The following is a 17,798-nucleotide window of genomic DNA, read 5'->3' as shown; positions in this document are numbered from 1 at the left end:
AAGCCACTCTTGATTCATACAAAGAAACAGGTGTAGAACAGTATGAATATTTGGCGACATTAGAATCTAATACATGTGATGTATGCGCAAAATTAGACGGTAAAATTTATGATGTTAAAAATAAAAAAGATGGTGTTGATTATCCACTAATTCACCCTAATTGTCGTTGTACAACAGTCCCTTATTATGGCGATGTGAAAGATGAAAAGCGATGGTCTCGCAATCCTGATACTGGGAGAGGTGAGATTATTGATGGTATGAGTTTCAAGCAATGGTCGGATAAGGTTGGATTATTTACTGAACGTGATTTTGGTAAAGGCTTTGTTGATATGAAATCCCATATTAAGGGTAAAACATCTGCTAAGTTGTATAAAGATACTATCAATAGGACTCGTAGATTGGCTAATGAAGATCCTAATATTCGTGATTATGTGGCTAAACATGGTCTAAAGGTTGGTTTTGAAGATGATATATCGACATCATACGCTGTTACTGAGTGGGGTAAGAATTATCCAAAGATGGAAATCAATTATAATAATAAGAGATTTGGTCGTAAGAACCTTCATCGTAAGGCTATCGAAGGAGACATTGATGCTGGTTGGCTGATGAACATTCCAAAAAATCAAGCATTGAATTATATACCAACTCATGAAATGGGGCATGTGTTGCATAATGTTTTGTTTGAAAAACACAATCCAGATTTACCTAATACAAAATTTTATCGTAATGATTGGATTGATGGCGTTTTTGATAAGGTTTATAATGAAGCTACTAAGAAAACTGGGATGACGAGCAGAGAATTGAATGATCTGTTTGTTTCTGGATATGGTAAGCACAATAAACGTGAGTGGTTTGCAGAAATGTATGCAGAAATGAAACTAAGTGATGGAAATCCATTGACTGAAGCATTCAAGAAAGTATTGAGGGAATTGTAATGGCATTATCAAGACCATATTTTCTAGAAAATAAAGACTGGTATGTTGAAATTGATACTTTTCCTAATGAGAATGAGTATGGTAATTTTATTGATTACGAATTAACTGATAAGGCTCCACAAAAAGCCATTGATAGTTACAATGAATTTATGCCTTTATTGCGTAGTGATAAAGATTATTAAATAAAATAGTTTATTAGGGCAACTACATAATTGTAGCTGCCTTTTATTTTGCACTTGACCTGAACACGTCGTAAAAAGGTTCTTTTTTCATACTAAAATCTAGCTTGGTTAGCGTAAAAAACCGTAGGAGGACGTTATGAAACGTGATTTTTTGAAGAACTTAGGTATTACTGATGATGAAACTATTAAACAGATCATGGATGCAAATGGTCAAGATATTGAAACTGCTAAAACCGGTTCTCAATCGGATTATGATGCTGTTGTTGCTGAACGTGATGGTTTACAAGAACAGCTGAAAAGTCGTGATAAAGATATGAAGGACCTAAAGAAGCAGGCTGGAGATAACGAAGAGTTGAGTAATAAGTATACAGAGCTTCAAGCAAAGTATGATGAGGATACTCAGTCGTTAGCAGCAGATTTATCAAAGACAAAGCTCAACAGCGCTGTATCAGAAGCATTAGCGAATACAAAGGCTCGTGATGTTAATGATATTAAGGCTTTGTTAGATATGGACCAAGTGGCATTAGGTGAAGATGGTAAATTATCAGGATTAGATGAGCAAATCGAAGGGTTACAAGAAACTAAGTCGTATCTGTTCGAAGGAGAAGTTATCGCTAAGGGTGGCAATCCAGCGGACGGTAAAGGTGGTAAAGGTGCAACTGATCTTATGGCAGAGGCATTAGGTATCATCGAACAAAAATAGAAAGGTATTTATAAAATGGCAGATCGTAACAAAAATTATAATTACATTACTAAAGATGACAACATCTTTGATCAAAAGATCAATCAAGGATTGATTACAGGAATTTTAGGATCACCAAACGTTAATTTGGTTAATGGGGGAAAGTCATTTACTTTGACTACTATCTCGACATCAGGTTTAAAAGATCATAATCGTAATAAAGGGTTTAATGTTGGTACCGCTAAGAATGATAAAAAGGTCTATACCATGGAGCAAGACCGAGATATTGAGTTCTATATTGATAAGCAAGATGTTGATGAGACGAATCAAGATTTGGCAACAGCGAATATCACGAAGACCTTTGTTGAAGAAAATGTTCAACCGGAAATTGATGCCTATCGTTTTGCTAAGTTAGCGAAGAGTGCGGTTGAAGCAGAGCACGGCACTGAAGAAACTTTAACTGTTGATAATGTTTACTCACGATTAAAGGCTTCAATCTTACCTATTCGCAAGTATGGTTCACAAAATATTGTTGGATTTGTTTCTAGCGAAGTGATGGATATGTTGGAACGTTCAAAAGAATTCACTCGCAACATTACCAATCAAAATATTGGACAAACTGCATTAGAATCTCGAATTACATCTATTGATGGTGTTCAACTGATTGAAGTTTGGGACGAATCACGTTTCTTTGATGGATTTGATTTCACTGATGGTTATAAGCCAGCAACAGATGCTAAGGCAATTAATTTCTTATTTGTGGTTAAGCCAGCGGTTATTGCTATCGTTAAGGAAAATGCTATTTACTTATTTGCTCCCGGAGAAGTTGGTCAAGGTGATGGTTATCTTTATCAAAACCGTTTATATCATGATTTGTTCGTCAAGGAACAAGAAAAAGACGGAATTGCGGTATCTTTAAAGCCGAGTAGTAGCACAAAGTAAGCCGAGTATAAGCTTGGATTCTGTTACTGATACAACGGCAATAATTAATGTGAAGGAGGACTAAAATGTCATATACATTTACTGATAATACTGGAAAAGTTCTAGGTTCTAATCTTGAACCAGATGAGAACGGAAACGTAACCATCACAGGACTTTCACCAGAAACAACTTATTCAGGAGTTACTACTATTGGAGATAATGGTGCTCAATCAAATTCGATTGATATTACCACTAATGCAGCAGCTCCAGTCAATGTTTCGGTAACTGGAGTAACGATGTCTCAAAAGACAGCTTCAATGAAAGTTGGAGATACTAAGCAAGTAATTGGTAAGGTTGCTCCTGAAAATGCAACCAATCAAAACATCACATATTCATCAGAAGATGAAGCGATTGCCACTATTGATGATCAAGGTAATATTACAGCCATTGCAATTGGAACTGTTAATGTAATTGGTACGTCGGAAGATGGATCATTTACTGATAAAACAGCTGTTACTGTTGCCGAAGCAACAAAGTAGGTTAGACATGATCGATGTAGAAAAGTTAACTAAAAATGTAACATCTATGAACCCAAAGGCTGATGATGGTCAAACTGATGATCAATATAAGCTTATCTTGGATATGTTGATCAAGAAGCTTTTAACTGACGTTTCTGCATACTTGAATGTGATTACAGAGGATATTCCAGAGCAACTATATCCGGATATTTTGATGGTTATCACTAGTTGGATTCAGGATAATAAAATTCTATTACCTGATGAAGAACGAAACTCTGGACCAGTATCGAGTATTACTGAGGGAGATACCAGCGTTTCTTATGCGGTAAGTCAAACTGCTGTATCTAAAATTTCAGGAGCGGACTTTTTGTCCGTATCTGGATTTAAGCAAACATTACGTAGATATAGAAAGGTGGACAAACCATGGGGGATGCCTTACGACTTGCCTCCTCAATGAAGCACGCTAAAAGTTCGATTGAATCAATGTATCGAGATAAGATTAGCGTATTCAAAAAGGTGGATAAACCTACAAACGTTGGTTTTGATAATCGAAGTGAATTAGTAGAATTGTATTCTAATATTCCGGCTAAGGTTTCTATGAGTGGTCTTAAATCAACCGCAAATGAAGCACAACCAATGCAACAATATGATGCAGTCATTTACACCTCTAATAACATTACAATCCCAGCAGGGGCGATTATTAAGATTAGGGATAGTAATGGGAATGCTATTACTTATCGTCGGGCATCTCATGGTTATAAATCGTATGCTACTCATCAAGAAATTCAAGTCGTTTATGACGAGGTAGATTAATGGGTAGTGCTAATTTTGATTACTCTGAATTTGAAAAATACGCTGATAACTTTAAGAAAATATCATCAAAGATTGTTAACTTGGATACAGCAGTCGAAGCGTTACAACGAGCTGGTAATAAATCATTAACAACTGTTAAAAAGGCAACACCTACTAAAGGTGGGACTTTAAAACGTGGTTGGGCTGTTGAGAAAGTTAAAAAATCTTCAAATGGTGCGAGTTTGATGCTTATTAATAACATTGAATATGCACCATTCGTGGAATATGGTCATCGTCAAAAGGTTGGGTTATACGTTCCTGAGTTGGGTAAGAGATTAGTTAAGCCGTGGGTGAATGGGGCGTTTATGCTAACAGATTCAATGGATGAAATAGCCCGACATTTAGATGATGAAGCGGATAAGTTAATGGCTCAATTAACAAGCATGCTGGAGGATTTTTAATGTTAGAAGTCGCTGAAATGATAGCAACTACAATCAAGCAGATTATTCCAAATGCTAAGGTATCAGATGAATTCCATGACGATGCCAGTGATATGGTCGGTACTTTTGTAGTTAATCAAACAAATATAGAAAGCACTTATAAGCCTTCATCAGAACAGATGATCGCTTTTTTATTTGATGTTGTTTATTTCCCTAAGAGTGAAACTGGAAAACGTAAAAGAGAACTAAGGCAGACGGAGGAAGCGTTGATTAGTGGGATTGATCCATTAATAAATGCAGATGGATCGCCTGCCTTTCATGTATCTAGACTTGAATCAAATACAATTGATGATATTTTACATGTGACTTTTACAGTTCGTGCAAGGATGGCAAAATTTGATGATCCGTACTTTTCTGGTGAAGTGAGCACTAATACAAATATGAAAAATTAGGAGGTACTAATGCGAAAATATACACGCAATGAGTTAGTAAATATGAGTTCATTTCCAGGTTATAAGCGAGATTTATATAAACTAGCTTTACAGGATGGAATTCGATATACATTGGCGGAAGCTGATGCGTTGGTACAAGAATTTAAGGAGGACATGTTTTAATGGCTGGTGGAAATTGGAAAGATCAAAATAAAAAACTGCCTGGTACGTTTATTAACGTACGGACTGCTGCGCAAAATCCAGTAATGTCTGATGGAGATCGTGGAACTGTTTTGACATTACTATCTGGTCTGAATTGGGGGCCTGAAGGAATTGTAGAAGTAAATAAAGGGACTGACTTTATTTCTGCCTTGGGTCATGATTTAACTGATGATGCATTGACCGGTATTCGAATGATTTTAGCTAATGCTAATAAGGTATTAATTTTCAACGTTAATCCAGGTGTCAAAGCGACTGGAACTGCGGAAACGATTCCTTGGAAATTTGAAGCTAAGTTTAATGGTGCCGTTGGTAATGATGTAGCTGTGACTGTGGCAAGTGATGCGAATGATGCAACAAAGGCAATCATTACTACTACATTTAAGGGAGCTTTGATTGATAAACAATCAGCACGTAAGGCATCTGAATTCAATGGTAATAATTTTGTAGTAGCAACGGTAAAGCTTGACATTAATGACGACGGTTTGGAAATGATTTCAAACTTGGTTACCCCGGTAGCTATTCAAATGAGTGGAGGCGCTGCTGAAACCAGTGAATCAAGTCTTACTTTAAACGAAGTAAGTGACACAACTGCCACTGTAAATATCCAAGAATATTCAACAGGAGATGGTGCGGACCCAGTTACTGAATTCCAAAAGGCGATGGATACTTATGAATTCAATGTAGTTGTAGCCGCTAATTCATCTGATAAAGCGTCAATTAATCGAGTTATTGCTGCTGGAGTTGAACGATTGCGTGATGAACAGGGTCGTAAAGTTATGGCGGTTGTTCCGGCAAGTGCTGGAGTTGAAGCAGATTATGAAGGAGTCATTTCATTAGGAAATGCGTTAGTATTTAACGACTTGAAATTGACACAGGCTCAATCTGCTGGTTGGGTGGCTGGAGCGACTGCTGCTGCTGAATCTAATCAATCGCTAACGTATCGCCAAGTTAATGGGGCAACTGATGTGGATGTTCGTTTTACAGAGGAACAAGCAATTTCAGCTATCAATGATGGTCAAATGTTGTTCACTGCTTCTCGTGGAGCTGTGAAGGTGCTGGAAGATATTAATTCACTGCATACTTTTACTGATGATAAAGGAAAAGCATTTTCTAAGAACCGAGTAATGCGTGTTGTAGACGATATTGCTAATTGGGTTCGGATTAATTGGGAAGATAACTATATTGGTAAAATTACAAATAATTCCCAAGGACGTGACCTGTTCAAATCGGCTATTGCTACAAAATTAACTGATTTACAAACAGCACAAGCTATTCAAGATTTTGCTGTTGAAGACATTACAATTGCTCAAGGAAATGATAAAGATTCTGTTGTAGTTGGCTTGGCTGTGACGCCAACCGATGCCATGGAGAAGCTTTACATGGATGTAGTAGCAAACTAAGGAGGACAATATGACATTTAAAAAGCCTGGTGATGTAATTAATTCTCGATCAGGATTAATGATTATGACGGTTGATGGTGAGAATAGAACTCTTGCCGAATTGACTGAAGTAGAAGCACAAATAGAAGGTAATATCGAAGAAATTAATTTATTAGGACGGCGCATGAAAGCACATAAGTTGACTAGCCTTGAAGGTACGGGTTCACTTAATTTCTATCATGTTTCTAGTGATTTTTTGGTTATTTACAACGAATATAACGAAACAGGTATCTGGCCAGATATTTCTATTACCATGACTGTTGAAGATACGTCATCAAATACAGGAAAACAGGTTGTTCAATTAATAGGAATAACCTTCGCTCAAGCTGCAATCGGAAACTTAAATTCTGATGATGGCTTCCTTGAAGGTGAAACTGATTTCAACTTTGACGATTATAAGATTATTCAAACATTTGCATAATAAGGAGAATTAACATGACTGAAGAAAATAAGAACGTAAGCTTAGAAGCATGGTTGTTGCCTGAACAAGAAGATGAAACGGTTGAGTTAAAGGTTTCTGAAAAGCTTCCAAATTTCATTATCAAAAAGATTTCTGCAACTCGTATTAATAAGTTACGTAAGCAAGCAGAACGCCCCACAGGACGTGGTAAGCAACGTGAGGTTGATGGAGATGTCTTGTCTTCATTGCTAATCGGCGAAGCCGTTGTGGAACCTGACTTAAACAATGCAACAATTCAAGAACACTATGGAACAATGGGTGATCCAGATGCTACGCTACAAGCAATGCTGTCTGCTGGACAATATGGATCGTTATCAACGGCTATCAATGATTTCAGTGGTGGAAATTCAACTCTTGACGATATGGTGGCCGAAGCAAAAAAATAAGTAAGCACTCTGGTTTAGAGTTTAATTATTATTGGCGTGCAATGTTTGAATTTGGTTGGACACCCTCTCAATGGCTTTCATTTACTGTAGAGGAGAAGGCGTTAATTATTGCTGGATTCCAAAGGCATGATGAAGAACAAAAAAGAGAAGAGCAAAGAGCTAAATCAAAAGTAAAACATCATTAACGAACTAAGAGCATGGGAGGGATATTCGTTCCTACTCATGCTCTTTTTTTGTAGAAAGGAGTTTAAATGGCTAAAGAAGTCTCAACAAGATTAAGCTTGGTTGATAATTTTACAAACACTTTAGGATCGATTAATTCATCGTTAGGAAAGGGATTATCATCAATGAGTGCCTTTAGCAAAGGTACTACATCGAGCATGAATGGAACCAAAAATGGGCTTAATGAAGTTGGTTCAGCTGCCAATGAGACAGGTAGTATTTTTAAGTCCGTTTTGGGAGCAAATATAATTGGGTCTGGTGTTACCAAAGGTATTGGATTAGTTACGACTGGTATTCATGGAATGATTGAAGAGCTAAATAGTTCTTCAAAGGCATGGCAAACATTCGAAGGAAACATGAATCAGATGGGTGCGAGTCCAAAAGAAATCGCCAAAGCTAAGTCATCCATGCAAGATTATGCAACTAAAACCATCTATTCTGCTTCAGATATGGCGTCGACTTATGCACAATTAGCCGCCGTTGGAACTAAGAATACTGGTAAATTAGTTAAAGGTTTTGGTGGATTAGCTGCCGCTTCAGAAGATCCTACACAAGCAATGAAGACGTTGAGTCAACAGGCCACTCAGATGGCTGCTAAGCCTAAGGTTGCATGGGAAGACTTTAAACTTATGTTGGAGCAGTCTCCAGCTGGAATGTCTGCTGTTGCTAAATCCATGGGTAAATCCGCTGCTGAATTAATTGCTGATATACAGAATGGAAAAGTTAAAACACAGGATTTCTTTGATGCAATTTCTAAAACTGGAAATAATAAGGATTTCACCAAAATGGCTACTCAATTTAAAACAGTTGGCCAAGCTATGGATGGTGTCAAGGAAGAGCTTTCCAATAAATTACAACCATCATTTAAAAAGATTAGCGATGCTGGTATTAAGGCAGTGTCGGCAATTGGTAGCGCCATTGGAAATATGAATTGGGATGCAATAGCTGGTGGCGTTGATAAAGTATTGAATACTATTAGCAAGTTAATTAATTACGCCTCAGATCATTCAGATTGGATAGCTCCATTAGCAAGTGGAATATTTAAATTTGTAAAAGCCGCTGCCCCAGTGGCTGGCGTATTGATTGGTGCTTCTGGAGGAGTATTAGCTTTTAATAAAGCTTTGTCTGGTATTTCGACGGTGATGGGAGCAATTATGAAGCACCCCATTATTTCGCTAATAGTTGGTTTGGCCACCGCATTTATGTATGCATACCAAAATGTAAAACCTTTCCATGATGCTGTTGATAAAGCCATTCAAAAGATTGGTGAGTTAGCTGGTAAATTATCAGAATCTAAGGGATCGCTTGGTAATTTCGGATTTGCACTTGAAGCTCTTGGAGGAGTTATCGGAGCAATTGGCATCGCCAGATTAGTAAAAAAGTTTTTAGGTTTTAAAAAAGCTATGTCATCTACTAAGACTGCTGCCGAGGGAATGGCTGGTGGTCTTAAAAATGGTGCTAAAGGCACAAATAGTCTTAAAAATGGATTAAATGGATTGATGAAAGGAGCCAGTATTGCATTGATAATTGCATCATTAGCATTACTTGCAGCTGCTATAACTCCATTGTCTAAAACGGGATCACAAGGTGCTATTGCAATGATTGCTTTTGGTACTGCAGTTAGTATTATGGCGGCAGTTTTAGGCTCTATGGGTACAAAATTACAGACCAGTATGACTGGTATTTTAGCATTTAGTTTAGCTATATCTATGATGGCATTAGCTATGGCACCATTGGCGCAAACCGGAACGCAGGGAGCTATTGCAATGGCAGCATTTGGTGTAGTTATTGGTGGATTAGCTATTGTTATGGCATTAGTTGGACCTGCCTTAACAGCTGCATCAATTGGAATGTTGGCATTTGGCGCTGCTATTTTGATGGCTGGAATAGGTGTTGGAATAGCTAGTGCTGGAATGGCGTTATTGGCAACTCAGTTACCAATAATTTCTCAATATGGACTTAGTGCCGCATTGGGATTAGCAGCATTAGGATTGGCTGCAATTGGATTCGGAGTTGGTGCATTAGCTGCTGGTGTTGGATTGGTTGTTTTATCAGCTGGTCTTCTAATACTTGGAGTTGGTGCAACAATAGCAGCTGTGGGTATGGTTTTGCTAGGAGTTGCCACAATGGTTTTCGCAGTTGGAATTGCACTGGTAGGTGTAACCATTATGATTGTTGCCCTTGGGCTAACAATGATGTCTGCTACCTTACCGACGGTTGCATCTGGTTTAATGATGGCGACAATGGGAATGGTAATGTTTTCTGCTTCAGCAATACTTATGATGGCTATGTCAATTGTATTAGTTCTTGAATTCACATTGCTAGGTGTGGCTTCTTTGATACTTGGCGCTGGATTAATGGTTGTCGGAGCAGGAGCTATGGTTGCTGGTGCTGGATTTATGGTATTAGGCGCTGGTTTAATGGTTACGGCTGCTGCTATTGCTATGGTATCCACTGCTGTGATGATGATGTTTTCTACATTTGTGTCGATATTTAGTCAAATTGTTTCAGCTGTTACTTCGGCTATGAGTAATGTGGTTACGGCTGTTAGTAATGGTATTCACCAAGCTGTTAATGCAGTTAAAAATGTTGGGAGCTCCTTAATAAGTGCTGGTACAGATTTTGTTATGGGATTTGTTAAGGGTATTGAGGGAGCTATTGGAGATGCTGTTGCTGCGGCAGGAAAGATGGCAAAATCAGCCGTTGATGCTGCTAAGAGTTTCTTGCATATTCACTCACCATCTCGTGTAATGCGTGATCAAGTTGGTTATTATGTAGGCGCTGGTATGGCCGTTGGAATTGATGGATCAGCTTCAATGGTTGCTAAAAGTTCTACAAATATGGCAGAAAAAGCATATAGTGCAGCTTCTGCTGTATCTACACCTACATTGGCAGCACCACAAATTGATAAGATGGCAGAAGTTACAAATGTTGGATCAACATTGGCTAACGGGTTTATTCAAGCAACAAATGCATTGAGTGGATTCTTGCAACAGTTAACAGCGTTAAATAGTCAATACAATGTAGGTATTAGTGCAAGGACGAGTGAGGTTGGTGTGTCAACTTCACAATTAAAGCCCACATCTATTACGGGTAATAGTGTGCAAAATGATGAAAGAAATTCAAAAACAAGTTCAATTGTTATTGAAAAGGGAGCGATTCAAGTTGTTACGCCTGATCCTGAACGTAGTACTGAACAAATGATTCAAGAAATAGAAGATTTTTTGCTGAAGAGAGAAGACGGTAATTTATCTTTTGCTAGGGGGTAAAAATGGCAATTAGTTTATTTATAACTAGAAAAGATGGATCAGTTCATGAGATGCCAATGGTTCCTGAAACGATTAGTTACAGTAAAGAATCCGGCAATTCTCAAATTGATGTTATTCAATTAGGCGAAATTACACGGCTTGGAAATACAAAGTTATCTCGTATTGATCTAGATATTCGTTTGCCCGTAGATTTACGGGCTAATAAGTCATATATTACGGCTTCTAGATTAGAATGGGATAGCGGTAATAAATATCAAGATATGTTACATGATATTTTTGAAAATCATGAAGTGGCTAGGTTCGTCATTACAGATACATTTTTCAATGATGTATTTACAATTGAGAGTTATGAACCAACTCTTAATGAACAGGCTGGTATGTACACCGTATCGCTTAAATTAGTACAATGGGTCGATTATGCACCATTAATATTAACTCAGGCTCCAGTTCCAAAATCGCAACATGCAAGACCAACGCAGGTACAAAATCCTAGATCAAGTGGTGGAAATATTGGAGTGGGTTCAGTGGTAATAGTGAACGGTCAATTACATCGTGATTCATATGGAAGCGGGCCAGGATTAACGGAAGCCAATGCTACAAGAAAGGTTAACTTTACGGCTCCCGGACGTGCCTACCCATATCATGTAACGATGATGGATGGTGGTTGGCGTGGTTGGGTCAGTGCAGAATCAGTGAGGTTAGCATGATGGTTAGTAATGGTTATTTTTCAAATCAACAATCACATTTTACTGAAAAAATCACTAGGTTAACTGTTTGGAATTCAGCGTATAACGAAGATATGGACATGATCCGGAACGCTTCAGATGTTAAGTTACAGTATTCGATTGATGGTGCCACAACTTTGACATTCACAACCTTGAGATCATATTCATATAACTATATTCCTAACAGTGGAGATTTGGTTACTATGGACTTTGCTGGTAAACGGGTATTTACTGGTCGAGTATTCGTTCGAGAGTTATCGGATGATGTAAAATGGGCTATCACTGCATATGACAATATGCGCTATTTAAAAGGTACTGGTACGATTGTTTGGGGGGCGACGACATCTAGTCAACGCCTCAAAACTATCGCTGAAACATTAGGATTGCCTTACGAAATAAGGCATAGTAGTTTGACTGCTGCACCGGCAGAAGTATCTGATGGAGTTACTTTTTTCGATATGCTATCTAAAGCAATTGAATATGCCAATCATGATGGGAAATTTGTTATTTATGCAGATGAGTATGGTAAGTTGATCCATGAAGATGCTAGTTATTTGGATTATGGTCTGTTAATTGGAGATAGAAATGGGGCAATTGATTTTACATTTAAAGCCGATATTGAGGATTTGTATAATCAAGTCACTGTTACTAATGAAGATTCAGAGACAAAACAACGTACATCAAAAACAGCTAGTGATTATGAATCAATGGATAAATACGGACCATTATTTATGACAGAAAATGCCGATAGCAATACGAATTCATCTCAAATGTTAGATAAGGCTAAAAGTTTATTAAATGAAAAAAATAAGGAAAAAATATCGTTCTCTCTAAGTGCCATTGGTGACATGCGCTTTAGAGCAGGGACGATTTTTTATGTTGATATGTATGCGACTAACGCTATTGGTGTTGGTCAAAACAGACGAGTGTTTGCTACACAAGTTACACATACATTTGACAAAGGACACACTATGGAAATCGAGGTTGATTTACTATGACCCAAAAAAATAATGCTGGTAATTATTTGTTGTCAAAGTTAAATAGTAAAGGTGGAAAAGAGACTGATTATACTGATGAAGTTTTTGGCCAAGTAATCAGTACCTCACCGTTAAAGATATTAGTTGATTCTAGAATGACATTAACTGCTGAATTTTTAGAAGTGAGCATGTTGGCTAAACCATTATCTGTGAACGTTAAGATTCCAATTAAGGATGAAGATAATAAATTTGCTGAAGGGACAGTTAAAATTTGGAATGGTATGACAAGTGGCGATAAAGTGAGAATGCTTAGAGTTTCTAGTGGACAACGATTTGTGATTATGGAGGTAGTTTAATGTCTGAGTTAGATACAACGCCATTACCTTCAAGAACTTATCGAGTTTCTAACGGTCGAATTGTCATGATTGCTGATGGAGCTGAGGCGATGAACCAAGCGATCGATAAAGTATTGAGAACACCGAGATTTGAAGTGCCATGGCTTAGTCAACAATACGGAACTGACGTATTTCAATTAATTGGTCAACCAATTGATTATGCTAAAAGCGAAGTGGAACGTATGATTACTGAATCACTTTCTGTTGATGACAGAATTATTGATATTTCTGTCAATTCTATTGAACAAACAAGTAATACAGATTTGTTAGTTAAACTGACTATTACTACTATTTTTGGTGAATTTAAAAAAGAAACGGAGGTTAGTAAATGACAACGCCTAATGATTTATTAAGTGAATTGCAAAAACATAATTTTCAATATTTTATGGATATTATGTTAGAACGTGTTCCTGTAAATATGGACGTTCGTGAAGGGTCTGTTATTTATGACGCTTTGGCTCCTGTATCTTGGGCACTTGCTGAACAAAACATCAATATGGTGAATGTTTTACTAGATACTTACACTCAAACGGCAATTGGGGATGCATTAGATTGGCGTGGCGCTGAGAGGGGAATTGTTCGCAATATAGCTACAAAAGCTAGGGTCAAAGCATCGTTTAAGGACATGGAAGGTAATCCTTATAATCCTGAAGTTGGAACTCGATTCTCGTCAATTACAAATGATCAAACAGAACTAATTTATTATCAAGTTAGCGAAAATATTGTTGATGGTCAGGCTGAATTAGAAGCCGAAGCTGCTGGAGGTAATGGTAATTATTATCTTGGACAAATTCTACCAATAACTAATATGAATGGATTAGGCTATGCTGAAATTATCGAAATTACTGTCCCAGCACGAGAGGCGGAGAATGATGATGATTATCGAGCACGTATTTTGGATTATTCAAGCGTTGCCGAATACGGAGGAAACGTTGCGGATTATTTAAAATTTGTTGGTGAAAATGATGATATTGGTGCTGTTCAAATCTATCCAACTTGGAATGGTGGCGGGACAGTTAAAGTGGTGATCCTTGATAATGATTTAAAACCTGCCAGTGATACTCTAGTCAAAGAAGAACAAGAGATACTTGATCCGATAGAATTAAGTGGCGATGGATATGGAATTGCCCCAATTGGCCATACTGTAACTGTTGTTGCACCTGAAATTCATGCAGTAGCCGTGGATCTTACAATTGAAACAGCGACGGGGATTGATCCTGAAGATGTGGCAAATGAGGTTAAAGGAGCTGTTAAGGATTATATAGAAAATGAAGTTAAGTTAAATTGGGCTAATGCAACAGATACTAGAATTTATACAATGATAATTTATCGATCACAAATAACAGCTGCCATTTTAAAAAATACAACTTCAATTATCAACGTTCAAAAGGTATTAATTAATGGTAAGGAAGTTGATGAGATTATTAAAATGGATGCTAAAAAGCAGGAAGTTCCAATTACTGGTGAGGTGACTGTACATGCCTAGATTGATAAGGCTAATTGATTTAATGCCAACATATTATGATGAAGTTTTGGAAATGAATACTATTTTATCGGTTGAACAACCAATACTTGATGAACTTGAAGTAGTTATGGAGGAGCAAGCAGCTAATCAATTTGTCATGACGGCAGATGAAAAAGGGATCGGAGTATGGGAAACACTTGTTGGAATTAAAAGCGATAATAGTATGGATTTGGAGTCAAGGCGATACAATGTCTTGGCTTTAATTTTACCTGCAAATAGAATTACTATTCGATACTTAAGAAAGCTTTTAACGTCACTTAATATAAATGCAAATCTAACTGTAGATGGGCCTAATTTTAAAGTTAATGTCGATTTTTATTCGACAGATATGGGAGCATCAAAAAGATTAACTTCATTATTAAGGGCTTTGCTTCCTGCAAATCTTTCGTTTACTGCAATTAATAGTGGAGAAAGTTCAGAAAATACAACTATTTATACTGGTGTGGCTGGAATGTATAGCCGAATTAATACGAATAAGGGGGAAACCAATGGCTGAAAGTTATAACAAATGGTACATCACTCAAATGCAAATGAACGCCCAACAGGCGGCGACAAATGCAAAGAATCAAATTATTTTTAAACGGATTATTGCGTCATCTGATGTTTATAAGCAATCAGATTTGCAAACTTTAACAAACAGCGCAATTGGAACAATCAAGGTTAATCAAAGTGCACTGGTAGGGATGATTAAAATTGACCAAAATACCATAACTGTTGCTGCTAACTTTACTAATAGCGGACTAAAAGATGCTTACCAAATGAATACGTTATACTTAATCGCAGAGTACAATGGATCAGAATATTTGGCAGCTGCAACAACCGCTGTAAATCCATGGTACATGTCCGAAGAAAAACCAGATGAGCGTGTTGAATATACGTTCAAGGTTAAGATAGTAATTAGCAATACCGCTATTGTTAATACAACAATTGATCCAAATGTTGAAGTTTTACATGAAGAATTTGATGATTATAAAAAACATCAAGATGAACGAGATGTTGGTCAAGATGGTAAAATAACCGCTTTAGAAGAAGCTGATAAAAATAATGTTAAAATTACTGGAGAACAATCTATTGATGGCCCTAAGACGTTCATTCAAAAGATTCTTGGAAATATTTCAGGTACAGCTGGAGCAGCAATTAAGTTGTTGACCGGACGTAATATTACAACTAATCTAGCTTCAACTAGTGCAGCTAAATTTGATGGAACAGTTGATATAACTCCTGGAGTGTCCGGTATATTGCCTGTGTCTAACGGTGGAACGGGTACAAATAATGGTAAGACACCTAGTGCTTCTAGTGCTGATAAATTAAGTCAAGGTCGTAAAGTTCAGGTTGATTTAGCCTCTAATAATCCAATAAATTTTGATGGCACTGAAGATGCATACCCTGGTGTATTTGGTGTACTGACACCTTTTAATGGTGGAACTGGTAATACAACTGGTAATGCGCCGAGTGCTAGTAAATTAAATCCTGGGCGATATATTCGAACTGATTTATCTTCAACCAATACAGCAATATTTGACGGAACAGCAAATGTTACCCCTGGAGTTACTGGTGTATTACCTATTGCTAACGGTGGTACTGGACGGAGTGATGGTTTGGCTGATCCTTTAGGACGTTCAATTAGTTCTAATTCAGATTTGAATACTATAGTGAAGCTAGGATTTTATCATGCATCTCAAAATGCAACTGTGGCAACTTTTAAGAATAGCCCAACTAAGTATGCTTTTTCTATGGTAGTAGAGAGAAACGGTGCTGATGATGATGGAACGCCTACTAAATCAGGTTATGGTACTAAACAAACTTTAAGCGTCTACAACAGTTCAGATACTTATACTCGATATAATACGGGTGGGACTTGGAGCCGTTGGGTCAAGGTTCTTTTTGATTTTCCTAGGGCTATGTCAGGTAACTTCTCTGATATAAAATCTATCCTTACAGACATTCCAAAATGGTCAGGTCGTTGGTCCGCCTCTAATATGGCAATAGCTAACAAGCCTACAGGATTTGGAAATTATTGGGTTCTGGAAGTCATTCCTGGATATAATGCACAGAATGGGGTTCTAGTTGCTCACGACTATCAGTTAGGAAAACATAGTTTAGCAACAGTTAACAATGGAATATTGTCGTCTTGGACGTCGATTGGGGATGATACAAATACTGTGCATAAAAATGGTAACGAGACCATAAAAGGGGTTAAGAGTTTCGAAAATAATCTTCATATGATCAATCATCAGGCCATCTATTTTGACGCTCTTGAAGCTGACAAGATGAATACTCTGATGTATGCGACGCATCCTACAAAAAGTGGTAGTCCTGTTTTGCAGGTAATGTATGATTCCTTTGGACATATGCTTGGATTAGGTGCTGGTGGAACTACAATGGTTGGGGGAGGTGAGTCTGTTCTAACTTACATGAATCTTTTGAACGCAGGAGGAGCGAGACCTGCTGCGTTGAAAGATGTGGGGCCTAGCAACGAGCAACTATTACTAGCTTCCGACGGCTCTGTTATCATTCATTCTGGATATAATGCAGGAGGTACAACTGGAGCAACATGGCAGTTTGATTCTTCAGGTAATCTTCAACAATGGTATTCAGGGAAGTGGGTTAGTCGTATTAGTTCTAACGGAAATATGCTAGGTAACTTAGATGGTAATGCATCTAGTGCCACAAAACTTGCTACAGCTAGAACAATCGGTGGTGTTTCATTCAACGGAACAGCTAACATTAACTTACCTGGTGTGAATGTCGCTGGTAATCAAAGTACTACTGGTAACGCTGCAACTGCTACTAAGGCAGTAAGTGCTGATAAATTAACCACAGCTCGTAAAATTAACGGGGTTGCATTTAATGGAACAAGTGATATTTCTATCACTGATCCAAATGCCGTCCATAAAAATGCTGCACTCTCTATGAAAGAGTATTCTGTAAACTTTTTCGGAGCTACTAATGCACTTCAATTCCATGTAACTGATACTGGGGTTGGAGTAACAGTTGCTGGAACGTTGCACATGGCGCCAAGTAATGGTGGTGAAAAAGCTGGAGTTCAAATTCCAGCAGGAGTACCGCTTCCGCCTTATGATATTAGAATCCCATGGACTTCATGGGCTGGTATTGGGGGCGTCACACTTAGATCGGGATTTCATGGATTCTTTTTATTAAAGAAAGATTCAAGAGATATTTATTATAAGCAGCTATCGTTGAGAGAAAATGATGATAAGGACTACACTATATCAGCGGGAGTTGATACGAGTGGCTTTTATCCTACACATTAGTC

The 17,798-nt window shown here is 37.7% G+C and carries 22 protein-coding genes; all 22 read left to right on the top strand.

What is annotated here, in order from left to right:
- The coding region (locus JC2156_RS05265; protein ID WP_038241140.1) for a minor capsid protein at positions 1-935 on the top strand (935 nt) is incomplete at its 5' end.
- On the top strand, positions 935-1,117 hold the full coding sequence (locus JC2156_RS05260) for a hypothetical protein (RefSeq protein ID WP_006845690.1): 183 nt from the start codon (positions 935-937) through the stop codon (positions 1,115-1,117). The genes JC2156_RS05265 and JC2156_RS05260, both read left to right, overlap by 1 nt.
- A 136-nt stretch (positions 1,118-1,253) precedes the next feature.
- Entirely contained in the window at positions 1,254-1,820 is a 567-nt protein-coding gene (locus JC2156_RS05255) for a phage scaffolding protein (protein ID WP_006845689.1), read from the top strand.
- A 15-nt stretch (positions 1,821-1,835) separates the two neighbouring features.
- Positions 1,836-2,741, top strand: coding sequence for a hypothetical protein (locus JC2156_RS05250; protein WP_006845688.1), 906 nt, complete (start codon positions 1,836-1,838; stop codon positions 2,739-2,741).
- 65 nt (positions 2,742-2,806) lie between these two features.
- Entirely contained in the window at positions 2,807-3,259 is a 453-nt protein-coding gene (locus JC2156_RS05245; RefSeq protein WP_006845687.1) for an Ig-like domain-containing protein, read from the top strand.
- Between the two features lie 7 nt (positions 3,260-3,266).
- Positions 3,267-3,695, top strand: coding sequence for a head-tail connector protein (locus JC2156_RS05240; protein ID WP_006845686.1), 429 nt, complete (start codon positions 3,267-3,269; stop codon positions 3,693-3,695).
- On the top strand, positions 3,662-4,051 hold the full coding sequence (locus tag JC2156_RS08590; protein ID WP_006845685.1) for a hypothetical protein: 390 nt from the start codon (positions 3,662-3,664) through the stop codon (positions 4,049-4,051). The genes JC2156_RS05240 and JC2156_RS08590 overlap by 34 nt, the downstream gene beginning before the upstream one ends.
- Positions 4,051-4,491, top strand: coding sequence for an HK97 gp10 family phage protein (locus JC2156_RS08585; protein ID WP_006845684.1), 441 nt, complete (start codon positions 4,051-4,053; stop codon positions 4,489-4,491). The genes JC2156_RS08590 and JC2156_RS08585 overlap by 1 nt, the downstream gene beginning before the upstream one ends.
- A complete protein-coding gene (locus JC2156_RS05225; RefSeq protein WP_006845683.1) occupies positions 4,491-4,922 on the top strand; it encodes a phage tail terminator family protein in 432 nt (143 codons plus the stop codon). The genes JC2156_RS08585 and JC2156_RS05225 overlap by 1 nt, the downstream gene beginning before the upstream one ends.
- Before the next feature lie 9 nt (positions 4,923-4,931).
- A complete protein-coding gene (locus JC2156_RS08900) occupies positions 4,932-5,084 on the top strand; it encodes a hypothetical protein (RefSeq protein ID WP_006845682.1) in 153 nt (50 codons plus the stop codon).
- Complete coding sequence (locus JC2156_RS08580) at positions 5,084-6,523, top strand: phage tail sheath family protein (protein ID WP_006845681.1); 1,440 nt, start codon at positions 5,084-5,086, stop codon at positions 6,521-6,523. Before JC2156_RS08900 ends, JC2156_RS08580 begins: the two co-directional genes overlap by 1 nt.
- Positions 6,524-6,533: 10 nt before the next feature.
- Positions 6,534-6,983 (top strand): phage tail tube protein, encoded by a 450-nt coding sequence (locus tag JC2156_RS05215; protein ID WP_006845680.1) that lies wholly within the window; start codon positions 6,534-6,536, stop codon positions 6,981-6,983.
- Positions 6,984-6,997: 14 nt separating this feature from the next.
- Complete coding sequence (locus JC2156_RS05210) at positions 6,998-7,408, top strand: phage tail assembly chaperone (RefSeq protein ID WP_006845679.1); 411 nt, start codon at positions 6,998-7,000, stop codon at positions 7,406-7,408.
- A 41-nt stretch (positions 7,409-7,449) separates the two neighbouring features.
- Complete coding sequence (locus JC2156_RS08895; protein WP_006845678.1) at positions 7,450-7,593, top strand: hypothetical protein; 144 nt, start codon at positions 7,450-7,452, stop codon at positions 7,591-7,593.
- Between the two features lie 66 nt (positions 7,594-7,659).
- Positions 7,660-10,899 carry a tape measure protein gene (locus JC2156_RS05205; protein ID WP_006845677.1) on the top strand — a complete coding sequence of 1,080 codons (3,240 nt, stop codon included), beginning with the start codon at positions 7,660-7,662 and terminating at the stop codon, positions 10,897-10,899.
- 2 nt (positions 10,900-10,901) lie between these two features.
- The gene (locus tag JC2156_RS08575; protein WP_006845676.1) at positions 10,902-11,606 is read left to right on the top strand and encodes a hypothetical protein; all 705 of its coding nucleotides are present in this window, start codon (positions 10,902-10,904) and stop codon (positions 11,604-11,606) included.
- On the top strand, positions 11,603-12,622 hold the full coding sequence (locus JC2156_RS05195; RefSeq protein WP_006845675.1) for an XkdQ/YqbQ family protein: 1,020 nt from the start codon (positions 11,603-11,605) through the stop codon (positions 12,620-12,622). The genes JC2156_RS08575 and JC2156_RS05195 overlap by 4 nt, the downstream gene beginning before the upstream one ends.
- On the top strand, positions 12,619-12,957 hold the full coding sequence (locus JC2156_RS05190; RefSeq protein ID WP_006845674.1) for a DUF2577 family protein: 339 nt from the start codon (positions 12,619-12,621) through the stop codon (positions 12,955-12,957). Before JC2156_RS05195 ends, JC2156_RS05190 begins: the two co-directional genes overlap by 4 nt.
- Positions 12,957-13,328: a DUF2634 domain-containing protein gene (locus tag JC2156_RS05185; RefSeq protein ID WP_006845673.1), complete on the top strand. Its 372-nt coding sequence runs from the start codon at positions 12,957-12,959 to the stop codon at positions 13,326-13,328. The genes JC2156_RS05190 and JC2156_RS05185 overlap by 1 nt, the downstream gene beginning before the upstream one ends.
- Complete coding sequence (locus tag JC2156_RS05180; protein ID WP_006845672.1) at positions 13,325-14,482, top strand: baseplate J/gp47 family protein; 1,158 nt, start codon at positions 13,325-13,327, stop codon at positions 14,480-14,482. Before JC2156_RS05185 ends, JC2156_RS05180 begins: the two co-directional genes overlap by 4 nt.
- Positions 14,475-15,017 carry a putative phage tail protein gene (locus JC2156_RS05175; RefSeq protein WP_006845671.1) on the top strand — a complete coding sequence of 181 codons (543 nt, stop codon included), beginning with the start codon at positions 14,475-14,477 and terminating at the stop codon, positions 15,015-15,017. Before JC2156_RS05180 ends, JC2156_RS05175 begins: the two co-directional genes overlap by 8 nt.
- Positions 15,010-17,796, top strand: coding sequence for a pyocin knob domain-containing protein (locus JC2156_RS09045; protein ID WP_006845670.1), 2,787 nt, complete (start codon positions 15,010-15,012; stop codon positions 17,794-17,796). Before JC2156_RS05175 ends, JC2156_RS09045 begins: the two co-directional genes overlap by 8 nt.
- Positions 17,797-17,798 lie beyond the last annotated feature (2 nt).

This window comes from Weissella koreensis KCTC 3621, from assembly GCF_000277645.1.
Note: the sequence above shows the minus strand (reverse complement) of the source record. Positions and strands in the feature narration are given on the sequence as shown.